Here is a 15,600-nt window from a genome sequence, read left to right as displayed (position 1 = left end):
TCGGCGCCGTAGCCCGCAGCCAAAGGCCGCATCATCCCACCCAGCGCCGCGCGTTGCGCCAGATGCGCATCCAGGGGCTGTACGCATCCAGCCCGCCCGTGGCGGCCAGGTCGGTCCAGCTCATCTGCACGTTGCGAAACACCCGCTCCGGGTGCGGCATGAGGGCGGTGAAGCGCCCGTCCGCCGTGGTCACCCCGGTCAGGCCGCCGGCGCTGCCGTTGGGGTTGAAGGGGTAGCGCTCGGTCGGCTGGCCCTGGTGATCGACGTAGCGCAGCGCCGGCAGCACGCGCTCGGCGTGGCCGCGCCAGCGGAAGTTGGCATAGCCCTCGCCGTGCGAGACCACGATGGGCAGGCGCGTGCCGGCCATGCCCTGCAGGAAGATGCTGGGGGACTGCAACACCTCGACCTGCGACAGCCGCGCCTCGAAGCGGTGGCTCTGGTTGGTCGTGAAGCGCGGCCAGTCCTGCGCGCCGGGGATGATGTCGGCCAGCTCGGCAAACATCTGGCAGCCGTTGCACACGCCCAGGCCGAAGGTGTCCTGGCGGGCGAAGAACTGCTGGAACTGCTCGGACAGGCGCTCGTTGAAGGTGATCGAGCGCGCCCAGCCTATGCCCGCGCCCAGCGTGTCGCCGTAGCTGAAGCCGCCGCAGGCGACGATGCCGGCGAACTGCGCCAGATCGGTGCGCCCGGCCTGCAGGTCGCTCATGTGGACGTCGTGCGCCTCGAAGCCGGCCTCGGTGAAGGCGTAGGCCATCTCGACGTGCGAGTTCACGCCCTGCTCGCGCAGCACGGCCACGCGCGGGCGGGCGCCGCCGGTGCTGACGAAGGGCGCGGCCACGTCCTCGGCCGGATCGAACGTCAGGTGGACGTGCAGGCCGGGATCCTGCGGGTCGCCGGCGCTGGCGTGCTCTTGTTCAGCGCACTCGGGGTTGTCGCGCTGCTGGCAGATCTTCCAGCTCACGGCGTCCCAGACCTGGTGCAGGTCGGACAAAGTGGCGGCGAAGATCTTCCTGGCATCGCGCCAGACCTGCAGCTCGCCCTTGCCCTCGCCCACGGGGCAGCTGGCCGGGCGCGTCTTGCCGACGAAGTGGCTGCACACGGCCAGGCCGTGGGCGCGCAGCACCTGCATGACCTGGTTGCGCTCAGCCGTGCGCACCTGCAGCAGCACGCCCAGCTCCTCGTTGAACAGCGCGCGCAGGGTGAGCTCCTCGCGCCGGCCACTGACTTGCTGCGCCCAGTTCTTGGCGTCGCCCGTCTCCATGCGGCTGTCGGTGATGCCGTCGCCCTCGGTGACCAGCATGTCCACGTTCAGCGCCACGCCGACATGGCCAGCAAAGGCCATCTCGGCGGCAGCGGCCAGCAGGCCGCCGTCGCTGCGGTCGTGGTAGGCCAGGAGCAGGCCGCCCTTGCGCAGCGCGTTCACGGCATCGACCAGGGCGATGAGGTCTTTGGCCTCGTCCAGATCGGGCACGGCGCCGCCGTCCTGGCCCAGCACCTGCGCCAGGATGGAGCCGCCCATGCGCATCCGGCCACGCGACAGATCGACCAGCACCAGCGTGGTGTCGGCCTCCTGCGCGTCGAGCTGCGGCGTCAGCGTGCCGCGCACATCGGCCAGGGTGGCAAACGCCGTGACGATCAGACTGACCGGCGAGGTGACCTGGTGCTGCGCGCCGGCTGCGTCGCGCCACTGCGTGCGCATGGACAGGCTGTCCTTGCCCACGGGGATGGAAATGCCCAGCTGCGGGCACAGCTCCATGCCGACGGCTTTGACCGTCTCGTACAGCGCGGCATCCTCGCCCGGCTCGCCGCAGGCGGCCATCCAGTTGGCCGATAGCTTGACGCGCGGCAGCTCAATGGGCGCGGCCAGCAAATTGGTGATGGCTTCGGCCACCGCCATGCGCCCGGAGGCCGGCGCGTCCAGCGCCGCCAGCGGCGTGCGCTCGCCCATGGCGAAGGCCTCGCCGGCAAAGCCGGCGTAGTCGGCCAGGGTCACGGCCACGTCGGCCACGGGCACTTGCCAGGGGCCGACCATCTGGTCGCGGTGCGTCAGGCCGCCGACGCTGCGGTCGCCAATGGTCACCAGGAAGCGCTTGGCTGCAACGGTGGGGTGGGCCAGCACGTCGATCACCGCCTGCTGCAGCGTCACGCCATCGACATCCAGAGGCCTGGCCTGCCGCTGCACGCTTTGCACATTGCGGTGCATCCGCGGGGGCTTGCCCAGCAGCACGTCCAGGGGCATGTCCACGGCCAGGGGTTGGCCCCCATCCCCACCTTCCTCCAGTGCAGGAAGGGGCAAGTCCACGTCGCCCACGACCAATTGCCGCTCCTCGGTGGCCACGCCCACCACGGCAAACGGGCAGCGCTCGCGCTCGCACAGCGCCGTGAACTGCGCCAGCGACTCGGGCGCAATGGCCAGCACGTAGCGCTCCTGGCTTTCGTTGCTCCAGATTTCCTTGGGCGCCAGGCCCGACTCCTCCAGCGGCACGGCGCGCAGGTCAAAGCGTGCGCCGCGCCCGGCGTCATTCACCAGCTCGGGGAAGGCGTTGGACAGGCCGCCCGCGCCCACGTCGTGGATGGCCAGGATGGGGTTGGCGTCGCCTTGCGCCCAGCAGTGGTTGATGACCTCCTGGGCGCGCCGCTCGATCTCGGGGTTGCCGCGCTGCACCGAGTCGAAGTCCAGCTCCGCCGCATTGGTGCCGCTGGCCATGGAGCTGGCCGCGCCGCCGCCCATGCCGATGCGCATCCCCGGCCCGCCCAGCTGGATCAAGAGCGTGCCGGCGGGGAATTCGATCTTGTGCGTCTGGCGCGCGTCGATGGCGCCCAGGCCGCCGGCGATCATGATGGGCTTGTGGTAGCCGCGCAGCACGCCGCAGACGTCTTGCTCGTACTCGCGGAAGTAGCCGGCCAGATTGGGCCGGCCAAACTCGTTGTTGAAGGCCGCGCCGCCCAGCGGCCCCTCGGTCATGATCTGCAGCGGGCTGGCGATGTGCGCCGGGCGGCCCACCTCGCTGCCCCAGAGCTTGGACACCGTGAAGCCGGTCAGGCCGGCCTTGGGCCGCGAGCCTCGGCCCGTAGCGCCCTCGTCGCGGATCTCGCCGCCCGCGCCGGTCGAGGCGCCGGGGAAGGGCGAGATGGCCGTGGGGTGGTTGTGCGTCTCCACCTTCATCAGCACATGCTGCAAGGCCCTCTCTTTTTGATAGCTGGCAGCGCTTGCCCCGCTTGGGTTTGCGGCGTATTTGGCCAGAAATTGCTCGACTTCCTGCCCTTCCATGATGGAGGCGTTGTCGGCATAGGCGACGATGGTGTGCTGCGGGCTGGTGGCCTCGGTGTGGCGGATCATGCCGAACAGGGATTTGTCCTGCGGCGTGCCGTCGATGGTGAACTGGGCGTTGAAGATCTTGTGCCGGCAATGCTCGCTGTTGGCCTGGGCGAACATCATCAGCTCCACGTCCGTGGGGTTGCGTTCCAGCTTGCCGAAGGCCTCGACCAAGTAGTCGATCTCGTCGCCGGCCAGCGCCAGGCCCCAGGCGCTGTTGGCCTGCTCCAGCGCCGCGCGGCCACCGGCCAGCACATCGACCACGGCCATGGGCGCAGCCGGCAGTTCGGTGAACAGGCTTTGCGCTTCCTGCACGCTGGCCACGACCGATTCGGTCATGCGGTCGTGCAGCAAGGCGGCGATCTGCTGGCGCTGTTCGGGCGAAATGTCCGGCACGCCGCCCAGCAGGCCGTGCTTGAGGCTCAGGCGGTATTCGGTGATGCGCTCGACGCGGCGCAGGGCCAGGCCGCAGTTGCGTGCGATGTCCGTGGCCTTGGAGGCCCAGGGCGAGACCGTGCCCAGGCGCGGCGTGACGTACAGCGCCGGCCCGTCCGTCGGGCCGGCGTAGGGGTCGCCGTAGGTCAGCAGCGCCGCCAGGCGGGTGCGGCTGGCGGCATCGGGCGCGGCGTCCTGCGCCACCAGATGCACATGGCGCGCGGCAATGCCGGTGATCCTGGGGTGTATGGCCGCCAGCAGGGGCAGCAATTGCCGGGCGCGAAAGGGGTCAGGGCATTGCCGCCCTCAAGCGAAGTGATGTGCAAGGTCACGGTGGGTACGCGCAAAGCGTCAGGGCAAAGCCTGCCGGCGCCGGGCCGCTGACTGGGGCCGCAGCGCCGGACGAGGCCGGGTTGGCTGGGAACCGGGCATTTTAAGCTGCCCCACCCCGGCTGGAGCCGGATGGGATAATTTGCGCCATGAGCATCATTCCCAAAGACGCCCAGGCCATCGCCGGTATGCGCCAGGCTGGCCGGCTGGCCTCCGAAGTGCTGGACGCCATCACCCCCCACATCAAGCCCGGCATGACGACCAACGAGGTCGATCGCCTGGCCGCCGAATGCATGGCGCGCCAGGGCACGCGCTCGGCCACGCTGGGCTACCAGCCGCCGGGCTACCCGCCCTACCCCAAGTCGCTGTGTACGTCGGTCAACAACGTGGTCTGCCACGGCATCCCCAACGACAAGCCGCTGAAGAAGGGCGACATCATGAACGTCGATGTCACCGTCATCACCGAGGACGGCTGGTACGGCGACACCAGCCGCATGTTCCTGATCGGCGAGGTCTCGATCGCCGCGCGGCGCCTGTCCCAGCTGACCTACGAGGCCATGTGGCTGGGCATCAGCCAAGTCAGGCCCGGCGCGCGCCTGGGCGACATCGGCCACGCCATCCAGAAGTTTGCCGAAGGCCACGGCCTGTCGGTGGTGCGCGAATTCTGCGGCCACGGCATCGGCGACAAGTTCCACGAAGACCCGCAGGTGCTGCACTATGGCCGCCCAGGCACCGGCGAGGTGCTGGCGCCGGGCATGACCTTCACCATCGAGCCCATGCTCAACGTGGGCCGACGCGAAGTGAAGGAGCACGGCAACGACGGCTGGACTATCGTGACCAAGGATCACAGCCTGTCGGCACAGTGGGAGCACACGGTGCTGGTCACCGAGACTGGCTTCGAGGTGCTGACCATCTCGGACGGCTACCCGGCCCTGCCGGACTTCATCGGCGCCACCACGACCTGAGGGCCGGCAGGCCGCTGCCCTCCCGAGCCGCCGACCCGCCGCCGCCCCGCCGCGCCATGCGCCCCGAGTCCGCCGCCATCGCGCCCGAAGTCGCCGCGCTGCGCGCCGCCTACCAGCGCGACAAGGCAGCGCTGGAGGCCGTGCTGCTGGTGCCCGGCGCCTCGACGCGCGGCATCCGCAGCCTGCTGCGGCGCCTGACGCGGCTGGCCGACCGGCTGCTGTGCCGGCTGTGGCGGCGCAGCCGGCTGCCGCGCACGGCGGCCCTGGTGGCAGTGGGCGGCTACGGGCGCGAGCAGCTGTTTCCGCATTCCGATGTCGATGTGCTGGTGCTGCTGCCCGAAGGCGCGGCGGACGCTGCCCAGGTGCAGGCCAGCGTCGAGGCCTTCATCGGCAGTTGCTGGGATGCCGGCCTGGAGATCGGCGCCAGCGTGCGCAGCGTGGCCGAGTGCCTGCGCGAGTCGGCTGCCAACGTCACCGTGCAGACGGCACTGCTGGAGTCGCGCCGGGTGTGCGGCAGCGCCGCGCTGCTGGCCGAGCTGTGCCGGCGCCACGCCGCGCAGCTGGACGTGCGCGCCTTCATGGTCACCAAGACGCTGGAGATGCGCCAGCGCCACACGCGCCACGACAACACGCCCTACGCGCTGGAGCCCAACTGCAAGGAGTCGCCCGGCGGCCTGCGCGACCTGCACCTGATCCTGTGGCTGGCGCGCGCCGCCGGCCTGGGCCACACCTGGCGCGCACTGGCCGCCAGCGGCCTGGCCACGCCCTTCGAGGTGCGCCAGATCGAGCGCAACGAGGCGCTGCTGTTCCTGATCCGCGCGCGGCTGCACGTCCTGGCCGGGCGGCGCGAGGATCGCCTGCTGTTCGACCTGCAGACCGCCGTGGCCGCCACCTTCGGCCATATCGACAGCCCTGCGCGCGCCGGCGCCGACCCGCGCAGCGCCGCGCGCGCCAGCGAGGCGCTGATGCGCCGCTACTACTGGGCGGCCAAGGCGGTGTCGCAACTCATGCAAATCCTGCTGCTGGGCATCGAGGAGCGCCTGGCGCCGCAGCAGCTGCAGTGCGCGGCGCTGAACGCGCGCTTTGCCGATCGCGGCGGCCTGCTGGAGGTGGCCAGCGACAGCCTGTACCTGCAGCAGCCCGGCGCCATCTTGGAGACTTTCCTGCTCTACCAGACCACGCCGGGCCTGCAGGGCCTGTCGGCGCGCACGCTGCGCGCGCTGTACAACGCGCGCCCGGCCATGGACGCACGCTTTCGGCGCGACCCGGCCAATCGAGCGCTGTTCATGGCCATCCTGCGCCAGCCCTCGGGCATCACCCATGCGCTGCGCCTGATGAACCAGACCTCGGTGCTGGGGCGCTATCTGTGGCCCTTCCGGCGCATCGTCGGGCAGATGCAGCACGACCTGTTCCACGTCTATACGGTGGATCAGCACACGCTGATGGTGCTGCGCAACGTGCGCCGCTTCTTCCTGCCCGAGCACACGCACGAATACCCGCTGTGCTCGCGCCTGGCCGGCGGCTGGCACAAGCCCTGGGTGCTGTACGTGGCGGCGCTGTTCCACGACATCGGCAAGGGCCGGGGCGGCGACCATTCGCGCATCGGCGCGCTGGAGGCGCGGCACTTTTGCCGCCAGCACGGCATCGGGGCCGAGGATGCGCGGCTGATCGAATTCCTGGTGGCCGAGCACCTCACCTTGAGCCAGGTAGCGCAAAAGCAGGATCTGTCCGACCCGGCGGTGGTGCAGGCCTTTGCCGCGCGCATGGGCAGCGAGCGCCATCTGACCGGGCTGTACCTGCTCACCGTGGCCGACATCCGGGGCACCTCGCCCAAGGTCTGGAGCGCCTGGAAGGGCAAGTTGCTGGAAGACCTGTACCACGCCGCGCTGCGCGTGCTGGGCGGCAGCGTCCCCGACCCGGCCGCCGAGGTCGAGGCCAGAAAGCGCGAGGCGCTGATCCTGCTGGCCCTGCACGCGCTGCCACCCGAGGCCTACCAGCGGTTGTGGGCCACGCTGGACGTGGGCTACTTCATGCGCCACCACGCGCCCGACATCGCCTGGCACGCGCGGCACCTGTCGCGCCACGTCGGCACCGGTCAGAGCGTGGTGCGCGCGCGCCGCTCGCTGGCCGGCGAGGGCCTGGAGGTGCTGATCTACGCGCCCGACGAGGCCGAGCTGTTCCTGCGCATCTGCGGCTACTTCGACAACGCCGGCTTTTCTATCCTGGACGCGCGCGTACACACGACCAGCGATGCCCAGGCGCTGGACACCTTCCAGGTGGTTGCCACCGACCCCGTCGGCAGCCGGCGCGAGCTGATCCAGCGGATCGAGAGCGAGCTGCCGCACGCCCTGGCGCAGCGCGGCGCGCCGCCCGAGCCCAAGCCCCGGCGCGCCTCGCGGCGGGCGCGCAGCTTTCCCATCGCGCCGCGCGTCAGCCTGCACCCCGACGAGAGTGGGCAGCGCTGGCTGCTGTCCCTCTCGGCCGCCGACCGGGCCGGCCTGCTGTACCGGGTGGCGCGCGTGCTCTCGCGCCACGGCCTGAGCATCCAGCTGGCCAAGGTCAGCACCCTGGGCGAGCGCGTCGAGGACAGCTTCCTGCTGCACGGGCCGGAACTGCAAAGCAGCAGCCGCCAGATCGAGATCGAGACCGAGCTGCTGGCCACCCTGGCCGGGGGCTGAGCCATGCCCCGTCGTGCGCTGACATGTGCGACACATCCATACTTTTTCTGTTGCTATTGATTGAATAGCTGTCAGCGCTTGCTGGACAAGGCTTAGAGGCTGATTTGGCTTGAAATTTCGGCAATGCACCGGGCCGGGGCGACAATGCCTGTCCATGTCCGAGCAGCACGACACCCTGCCCCCATGCCCGAGCATCCGCCGCTGCCCGCGCCGCTGCGCTGGCTGCTGCTGGCCTTTGCCGTGCTGTGCCTGATCATGGGCGCCATCGGCGTGGTGGTGCCGGGCCTGCCGACCACGGTGTTCATCCTGATGGCGGCCTGGGCGGCGGCGCGCAGCTCGCCGCGCCTGCACGCCTGGCTGTGGCGCCACCGGCTGTTCGGCCCGCTGCTGCGCAACTGGGCCGACGGCGGGCGCGTCAGCCGCCGCGCCAAGTGGAGCGCCACCATCTTGATGGCCCTGTGCGCCGTCATCCTGTTTGGGACCAGCGCGCCGCGCTGGGCCGCCATCCTGGCCTGCACCTGCATGGCCTGCGTGCTGACCTGGCTGTGGTTTCGGCCCGAGCCGCAAGCCCCGCAACATCAGCCCGGCAGTTGACCTGGCGGGCCGTTTTTTCTGTATATAATCGCGGTCTTGTTCCTCGATAGCTCAGTCGGTAGAGCGCCGGACTGTTAATCCGTAGGTCCCTGGTTCGAGCCCAGGTCGAGGAGCCAAAATTTTTATTCAACAATAACGCCGACATTCCTCGATAGCTCAGTCGGTAGAGCGCCGGACTGTTAATCCGTAGGTCCCTGGTTCGAGCCCAGGTCGAGGAGCCAGCTCCAAGGCCGCCCTGATCCGTTCAGGGCGGCCTTTTTATTGGCGTTGCCGGTCGCCCGCGCTGCAGCGTATGCGAACCTCTGCAGGCAAAAAAACCCGTCCGCATCGGGACGGGCCTGCCTTCAGGGGTCGCCGGCCACGCCGGCCATCACTGCATCTGGTCGATCATGACCTGGCCAAAGCCCGAGGTGCTGACCTGCGTCGCGCCCTCCATCAGCCGGGCGAAGTCATACGTCACTCTCTTGCTCTGGATGGCCTTTTCCATGGCGCTGATGATCAGGTCGGCAGCTTCCTTCCAGCCCATGTGGCGCAGCATCATCTCCGCCGACAGGATTTCCGAACCCGGGTTGACGTAGTCCTTGCCGGCGTACTTGGGCGCCGTGCCGTGCGTGGCCTCGAACATGGCCACGGTGTCGGAGATGTTGGCCCCGGGTGCGATGCCGATGCCGCCCACCTGCGCGGCCAGCGCGTCCGAGATGTAGTCGCCATTGAGGTTCAGCGTGGCAATCACGCTGTACTCAGCCGGGCGCAGCAGGATCTGCTGCAGGAAGGCGTCGGCAATGCTGTCCTTGATGGTGATTTCGCGGCCTGTGCGCGGGTTCTTCAGGCGCATCCACGGGCCGCCGTCGATCAGCTCGGCGCCGAACTCCTGCGCCGCCAGGGCGTAGCCCCAGTCGCGGAAAGCCCCTTCGGTGAACTTCATGATGTTGCCCTTGTGAACCAGGGTCACGCTGGGCTTGTCGTGGTCGATGGCGTACTGGATGGCCTTGCGCACCAGGCGCTGCGTGCCCTCGCGCGAGACCGGCTTGACGCCTATGCCCGACGTCTCGGGGAAGCGGATCTTGGTCACGCCGAACTCGTCGTGCAGGAACTGGATGAGCTTTTTCGCCTTTTCCGACTCGGCCTCGAACTCGATGCCGGCGTAGATGTCCTCGGAGTTCTCGCGGAAGATGACCATGTGGGTCTTGTGCGGCTCCTTGACCGGCGAGGGCACGCCCTTGAAGTACTGGATGGGCCGCAGGCACACGTACAGATCGAGCTGCTGGCGCAGCGCCACGTTGAGCGAGCGGATGCCGCCGCCCACCGGCGTGGTGAGCGGCCCTTTGATGGACACCACGTAGTCGCGCACGGCGGCCAGCGTCTCGTCGGGCAGCCAGACATCGGGGCCATAGACGCGCGTGGCCTTCTCGCCGGCATAGACCTCCATCCAGCGGATCTGGCGCTGGCCGCCATAGGCCTTGGCCACGGCGGCATCAACCACGCGGATCATGACCGGGGTGATGTCCACGCCCGTGCCGTCACCCTCGATGAAGGGGATGATGGGCCGGTCGGGCACGTTCAGGGTCATGTCGGCGTTGACCGTGATCTTTTCGCCATCGGCGGGCACCTGGATGTGCTGGAAGTTGCTCATGTGCATGGGTCTCCGTGGAATGCAATGCTCGGGTCGAGATCGCGCAGGGGCTCGGTGCTGCGGCGCGGAGTCCCCCTGCGTCTGCGGGGAATTCTAGGACGCGTCACCTGCCTCATGCCCCAGCAGCCGAAAGCCACGGCGCAGCGGCGGCCCAGCGTGCTCCGCAAACGCGCCAGAACCCAGGTCACGGTCGATGCGCTGGACAAGACCTTTCCCCGTGCAAAAGTCCGCACAATGGCAGTCTCTGCCCCTGCGGTTTTTTTTCATTGGCCTTCCGGCGCGCGTCCCATGATCCGTTCCCTGCTCTCCTCCCTCGCCCTGTGCCTGACCCTGGCCAGCGGCCCTGCCGCCGCCCAAGGCGGCCCGCAACTGAACCTGCCGCGCGTGGAGCTGGCCGCCGGTATGCACCGCATCGACGCCCAGGTAGCAAGCGCGCCGGTCGAGCGGCAGATCGGTCTCATGCTGCGCCGCAACATGCCGGCGCACGAGGGCATGTTGTTCGTCTTCGAGGAAGCAGCCGTGCAGTGCTTCTGGATGAAGAACACGCTGCTGGCGCTCACCGCCGCCTTCGTGGCCGACGACGGCAGCATCGTCAATCTGGCCGACATGCAGCCCCAGACCGAGGATTCGCACTGCTCGGCCAAGCCGGTGCGCTATGTGCTGGAGATGAACCAGGGCTGGTTCGCCCAGCGCGGCCTGAAAGCGGGCAGCCGGCTGACGGGCGCGCCTTTCAGCAGGCACTGAGCGTTGGGCGTTGGGCGTTGGGGGTCGGGCGCCGCTGGCAGCGCCTGCAGGAGCGCGTGAGAAGGCGCAAGAACATAAAAGCCGGCTGTCCTGATGGACAATCGGCTTTCATATTAATAGCGCTCAGCGCTTGCTGGACAAGGGCTGGAGCCCTTTTTTACCAGCAAGTGCGCTGCGTGCCGGGCTTTTTCAGGCCACCGCTGCCGCCTGCAAGGCCTCGTTGAAGGTCTGGCTGGGGCGCATGACGGCGTCCAGCTTGGCGCTGTCAGGCAGGTAGTAGCCGCCGATATCGGCCTCCTGGCCCTGCACGGCGTTGAGCTCATCGACGATCTTGTGCTCGTTCTCGGCCAGGGCCTTGGCCAGCGGCGCGAAGTGCGCAGCCAGTTCGGCGTCCTCGGTCTGCGCGGCCAGCGCCTCGGCCCAGTACAGCGCCAGGTAGAAATGGCTGCCCCGGTTATCCAACTGGCCGGTCTTGGGAGACGGGCCCTTGTTGTTGTCCAGCAGGCGACCGGTGGCGGCGTCCAGCGTCCGGGCTAGCAGCTTGGCGCGCGGGTTGTTGTTCTTGATCCCCAGGTCTTCCAGCGACACGGCCAGCGCCAGGAATTCGCCCAGCGAATCCCAGCGCAGGTGGTTTTCCTCGGTGAGCTGCTGCACGTGCTTGGGCGCCGAGCCGCCGGCGCCGGTCTCGTACATGCCGCCGCCGGCCATCAAGGGCACGATGGACAGCATCTTGGCGCTGGTGCCCAGCTCCATGATGGGGAACAGATCGGTCAGGTAGTCGCGCAGGATATTGCCGGTGGCGCTGATGGTGTCCAGGCCGCGGATCACGCGCTCCAGCGTGTAGCGCATGGCGCGCACCTGGCTCATGATCTGGATGTCCAGGCCGGTGGTGTCGTGCTCGTGCAGGTACATGCGGACTTTGGTGATCAGCTCACGCTCGTGCGGGCGGTACTGGTCGAGCCAGAACACCACCGGCATCCCCGAATTGCGTGCGCGCGTCACGGCCAGCTTGACCCAGTCGCGAATCGCTGCGTCCTTGGTCTGGCACATGCGCCAGATGTCGCCGGCCTCGACGTTCTGGCTCATCAGCACTTCCCCGGTGGCCAAGTCGGTGATGTTGGCGACACCGTCCTCGGGGATCTCGAAGGTCTTGTCGTGGCTGCCGTATTCCTCGGCCTGCTGGGCCATCAGGCCGACGTTGGGCACGGTGCCCATGGTGCGCGGATCGAACGCGCCGTGCCACTTGCAGAAGTTGATCATCTCCTGGTAGATGCGGGCGAAGGTGGACTCGGGCATCACCGCCTTGACTTCCTTCAGGCGCCCGTCGGCGCCCCACATCTTGCCGCCATTCCTGATCATGGCCGGCATGGAAGCGTCCACGATCACGTCGTTGGGCGAGTGGAAGTTGGTGATGCCCTTGCTTGAATCGACCATGGCCAGCTCAGGCCGGTTCTCGTGGCAAGCGTGCAGGTCGCGCAGCACCTCCTCGCGCTGGGCGCTGGGCAGCTCTTCGAGCTTGTCGTACAGGTTGACCATGCCGTTGTTGACGTTCACGCCCAGCTCGTCAAACAGCTGCGCGTGCTTCTCGAACGCCTCGCGGTAGAAAATCCGCACGCAGTGCCCGAACACGATGGGGTGCGAAACCTTCATCATGGTCGCCTTGACGTGCAGCGAGAACATCACGCCGGTCTTGCGCGCGTCCTCGATCTGCTTTTCATAGAACTCCAGCAGCGCCTTCTTGCTCATGAACATGGAGTCGATGACCTCGCGATCCTTGAGCGCCACCTGGGGCTTGAGCACGATGGTCTTGCCGCTCTTGGTGAGCAATTCCATCTTGACGTCGCGCGCGCGATCGAGCGTCATGGACTTCTCGCCGTGATAGAAGTCGCCGTGGTGCATGTGCGAGACGTGCGAGCGCGAGGCCTGGCTCCACTCGGCCATGTGGTGCGGGTTCTTGCGCGCGAACTCCTTGACCGCCTTGGGCGCGCGGCGATCCGAGTTGCCCTCGCGCAGCACCGGGTTCACGGCGGAGCCGATGCACTTGTTGTAGCGCGCGCGGATGGCCTTTTCTTCCTCGCTCTTGGGGTCTTCCGGAAAGTCGGGGATGGCGTAGCCCTTGTCCTGCAGCTCCTTGATGGCCGACATGAGCTGCGCCACCGAGGCGCTGATGTTGGGCAGCTTGATGATGTTGGCGTCGGGCTGCAGGGTCTTTTTGCCCAGCTCGGCCAGGTTGTTGGGCACCTTCTGCTCATCGCTCAGATAGTCGGGAAATTCGCCCAGGATGCGTGCGGCCACCGAGATGTCGCTCTCGGCCACGTTGATGCCGGCAGGCGCCGTGAAGGCGCGCACGATGGGCAGGAGCGACGCCGTGGCCAGGCGCGGCGCCTCGTCGGTCAGGGTGTAGATGATGGTGGGTTGCTGGGTGCTCATCCGTGTCTCTCAGGTGGAAATGACGCAATGGGTGGTGGGTCGGCCCGGGCGGCTTGCTGGCCGCTGCGGCGACAGCCAGCGATTGTGCTCGACAGCACCCGGCAAAGTTCCGGTTTTCGCAATGGAATGCCGCAATGCAAAAATATAAGGGTTAACCCGCACTCCAGAAGCACAACCCGGAAATGAAAAAGCCCCTGGCTTGCGGCAGGGGCTGGCATTCGAGGGCGCCCCGTGCAGGCGCCCCGGCAGGAGATTCAGGCCAGTCAGGCGAAGTTGCTCTCGGCAAACTTCCAGTTGACCAGCTTGTCAAAGAAAGTCTCGACGAAGCGCGGGCGCTCGTTGCGGTAGTCGATGTAGTAGGCGTGCTCCCACACGTCCACCGTGAGCAGCGCCTTGTCCTCGGTGGTCAGCGGCGTGCCGGCGGCGCCCATGTTGACGATGTCCACGCTGCCGTCAGCCTTCTTGACCAGCCACGTCCAGCCCGAGCCGAAGTTGCCGGCAGCGCTCTTGACGAAGGCTTCCTTGAAGGCGCCGTAGCTGCCCCACTTGGCGCGGATGGCGTCGGCCAGGGCTCCGGAAGGCTCGCCGCCGCCACCGGGCGTCATGCAGTTCCAGAAGAAGGTGTGGTTCCAGATCTGCGCGGAGTTGTTGTAGATGCCGCCGCTGGACTTCTTGACGATCTCCTCCAGGGGCATGTTCTCGAACTCGGTGCCCTTTTGCAGATTGTTCAGGTTGGTGACGTAGGCCTTGTGGTGCTTGCCGTGGTGGTACTCCAGCGTCTCCTGGCTGTAGTGCGGGGCCAGGGCGTCGATGGCGTAGGGCAGCGGCGGCAGGGTGTGTTCCATGGTGGGTTCCTTTGTCAGTTGCGATGAGGTCGGCCGCCCGGACAGGCGCCGGGCGGGGTGGACGGGGCATTGTAGGAAAGGAAGGACGGCGCTGCTGTAGGCACTTTCTGCGTTCTGCGATCTGCGTTCTGCGATCTGCGTCGGGCGTTCAGTTCTGCGGCAGGCGGCGCCGCTGCACAGTGACGTCCACCTGTCCCTGCGCCAGCGTGGCCAGCAGGGCATCGCCCGCTTGCACCTGCGCGGCATCGGACACGACGCGGCCCTGCGTGTCGGTCAGCAGGGCGTAGCCGCGCTGCAGCACCAGCTGCGGGTTGAGCAATTGCAGCCGCAGGGCCAGCCGCTGCAGGCCCTCATCATGACGCTGCAGGGCATGGGCTATTTTTCCAGGCAAATCGGCCTGAAACCCTTGCTGGGCAAGTGCTAGGCGCTGCATTTTCAATAGCGAGCCGTGTTTCATGCGCTGGGCCAGGCGGGCCAGTTGCAGTTGCTGGCGCGCTGCCAGCCCCGAGGGCCGGCCCAGGCGCTGCGCCGCCATGTCCAGGCGCTGCAGCCGCATGTCGAGCTGGCGCTGCACGCCATCGGCCAGCCGATCGGCCAGCAGTTGCAGCGCGCCCAGCCAGACCTCGCGCGGCTGCGCCACCAGCTCGGCGGCGGCGGTGGGCGTGGGCGCGCGCAGGTCGGCGCAGAAATCGGCGATGGTGAAATCGGTCTCGTGGCCGATGCCGCTGATGAGCGGCACCGGGCTTTGCACCACCATGCGCGCCACGCGCTCGTCGTTGAAGGCCCACAGGTCTTCGATGGAGCCGCCGCCGCGCACCAGCAGGATGGCATCGATGATGGGCGCCCGGTTGGGAGCCGAATCGCCCTCCAGCCCCTGTCCCTGCTGCGCCAGCAGATACATTTTCGATAGCGCCTCGCACAGCGACGCCGGCGCCTGCGCGCCCTGCACCAGCGCCGGCGCCAGCACCACCGGGATATGCGGCACGCGCCGACGCAGCGCGGTAAGCACATCGTGCAGCGCCGCCGCGCCCGGCGAGGTCACGATGCCGATGCCGCGCGGCAGGGCCGGTAGCGCGCGCTTGCGCGCCGCATCGAACAGGCCCTCGGCCTCCAGGCTGGCCTTGAGGCGCAAAAACTCCTCGAACAGCGCGCCCTGGCCGGCGCGGCGCATGTCCTCGACGATCAGCTGCAGATCGCCGCGCGCCTCGTACACGCCCAGCTTGCCGCTGACCTCGACCAGCTCGCCATCGCGCGGCGCAAAGGGCAGAGCGCTGGCGGCGCGGCGGAACATGGCGCAGCGGATCTGCCCATCGCGATCCTTGAGCGAGAAGTAGCAATGCCCGCTGGCGGCGCGTGAAAAGCCGGTGATCTCGCCGCGCACCGCCACCGGATTGAAGCGCGCAGCCAGGGCGTCGGCCACGGCGCGGCACAGTGCGCCCACGCCCCAGATGGGTGGCGCGGCGCCCCTGCGCGCCGGCTCGGAGGCCAGCTCAAACATGGCCCTGGCCCGGCTGCACACAGCCTTGGCGTGCCCCAGTCATCCACAGCAGGGCACCGGCAGGACGCTCCACGCGGCAGCCCGCCCAGGCCCGGCATGGCACAGAAAAATGTACGCAAGTCATTGATCGAT

At 68.2% G+C, this 15,600-nt stretch carries 8 protein-coding genes, 2 tRNA genes and 1 pseudogene; 6 read left to right on the top strand and 5 right to left on the bottom strand.

Annotated elements, in window-relative coordinates; all coding sequences use genetic code 11:
* Positions 1-31: 31 nt before the first annotated feature.
* Positions 32-4,083, bottom strand: a pseudogene (purL, locus tag IDM45_RS03665) (phosphoribosylformylglycinamidine synthase).
* A gap of 147 nt (positions 4,084-4,230) precedes the next feature.
* Between purL and map the strand changes: the two are divergent.
* The 5 genes from map (at position 4,231) to IDM45_RS03640 (ending at position 8,539) form a co-directional block, all read left to right on the top strand.
* Entirely contained in the window at positions 4,231-5,046 is an 816-nt protein-coding gene (gene map, locus IDM45_RS03660) for a type I methionyl aminopeptidase (protein WP_209421677.1), read from the top strand.
* Positions 5,047-5,102: 56 nt separating this feature from the next.
* Positions 5,103-7,724 (top strand): [protein-PII] uridylyltransferase, encoded by a 2,622-nt coding sequence (locus IDM45_RS03655; protein ID WP_209421675.1) that lies wholly within the window; start codon positions 5,103-5,105, stop codon positions 7,722-7,724.
* Positions 7,725-7,907: 183 nt separating this feature from the next.
* Entirely contained in the window at positions 7,908-8,318 is a 411-nt protein-coding gene (locus IDM45_RS03650; RefSeq protein ID WP_233457470.1) for a YbaN family protein, read from the top strand.
* Between the two features lie 40 nt (positions 8,319-8,358).
* Positions 8,359-8,434 (top strand) — tRNA-Asn (locus tag IDM45_RS03645).
* Between the two features lie 29 nt (positions 8,435-8,463).
* Positions 8,464-8,539: transfer RNA gene (locus IDM45_RS03640), tRNA-Asn, on the top strand.
* Positions 8,540-8,688: 149 nt separating this feature from the next.
* On the opposite strand, the gene icd is transcribed toward IDM45_RS03640, so the two are convergent.
* Positions 8,689-9,951, bottom strand: a complete 1,263-nt coding sequence (icd, locus tag IDM45_RS03635) for an NADP-dependent isocitrate dehydrogenase (RefSeq protein WP_209421671.1) — start codon at positions 9,949-9,951, stop codon at positions 8,689-8,691.
* Positions 9,952-10,239: 288 nt separating this feature from the next.
* On the opposite strand from icd, the gene IDM45_RS03630 reads away from it, so the two are divergent.
* Positions 10,240-10,695 carry a DUF192 domain-containing protein gene (locus IDM45_RS03630; protein WP_232653477.1) on the top strand — a complete coding sequence of 152 codons (456 nt, stop codon included), beginning with the start codon at positions 10,240-10,242 and terminating at the stop codon, positions 10,693-10,695.
* A gap of 189 nt (positions 10,696-10,884) precedes the next feature.
* Here IDM45_RS03630 and IDM45_RS03625 read toward each other — a convergent pair whose 3' ends face one another.
* The 3 genes from IDM45_RS03625 to xseA form a co-directional block, all read right to left on the bottom strand.
* Entirely contained in the window at positions 10,885-13,125 is a 2,241-nt protein-coding gene (locus tag IDM45_RS03625; protein ID WP_209421667.1) for an NADP-dependent isocitrate dehydrogenase, read from the bottom strand.
* Positions 13,126-13,388: 263 nt separating this feature from the next.
* Positions 13,389-13,970 (bottom strand): superoxide dismutase, encoded by a 582-nt coding sequence (locus IDM45_RS03620; protein WP_209421666.1) that lies wholly within the window; start codon positions 13,968-13,970, stop codon positions 13,389-13,391.
* Between the two features lie 148 nt (positions 13,971-14,118).
* Positions 14,119-15,468, bottom strand: a complete 1,350-nt coding sequence (gene xseA, locus IDM45_RS03615) for an exodeoxyribonuclease VII large subunit (protein WP_209421664.1) — start codon at positions 15,466-15,468, stop codon at positions 14,119-14,121.
* Positions 15,469-15,600: the final 132 nt, after the last annotated feature.

Source organism: Melaminivora jejuensis (assembly GCF_017811175.1).
Taxonomy (GTDB): Bacteria; Pseudomonadota; Gammaproteobacteria; order Burkholderiales; family Burkholderiaceae_C; genus Melaminivora; species Melaminivora jejuensis.
The sequence above is the reverse complement of the archived record's forward strand: the minus strand, read 5'-3'. Positions and strand labels throughout refer to the sequence as shown.

What these genes read in the sequence shown, in the direction of transcription:
- map (WP_209421677.1), top strand. Translation starts at nt 4,231, where the DNA reads ATGAGCATCATTCCCAAAGACGCCCAGGCCATCGCCGGTATGCGCCAG.
- IDM45_RS03655 (WP_209421675.1), top strand. Translation starts at nt 5,103, where the DNA reads ATGCGCCCCGAGTCCGCCGCCATCGCGCCCGAAGTCGCCGCGCTGCGC.
- IDM45_RS03650 (WP_233457470.1), top strand. Translation starts at nt 7,908, where the DNA reads ATGCCCGAGCATCCGCCGCTGCCCGCGCCGCTGCGCTGGCTGCTGCTG.
- icd (WP_209421671.1), bottom strand. Translation starts at nt 9,951, where the DNA reads ATGAGCAACTTCCAGCACATCCAGGTGCCCGCCGATGGCGAAAAGATC.
- IDM45_RS03630 (WP_232653477.1), top strand. Translation starts at nt 10,240, where the DNA reads ATGATCCGTTCCCTGCTCTCCTCCCTCGCCCTGTGCCTGACCCTGGCC.
- IDM45_RS03625 (WP_209421667.1), bottom strand. Translation starts at nt 13,125, where the DNA reads ATGAGCACCCAGCAACCCACCATCATCTACACCCTGACCGACGAGGCG.
- IDM45_RS03620 (WP_209421666.1), bottom strand. Translation starts at nt 13,970, where the DNA reads ATGGAACACACCCTGCCGCCGCTGCCCTACGCCATCGACGCCCTGGCC.
- xseA (WP_209421664.1), bottom strand. Translation starts at nt 15,468, where the DNA reads ATGTTTGAGCTGGCCTCCGAGCCGGCGCGCAGGGGCGCCGCGCCACCC.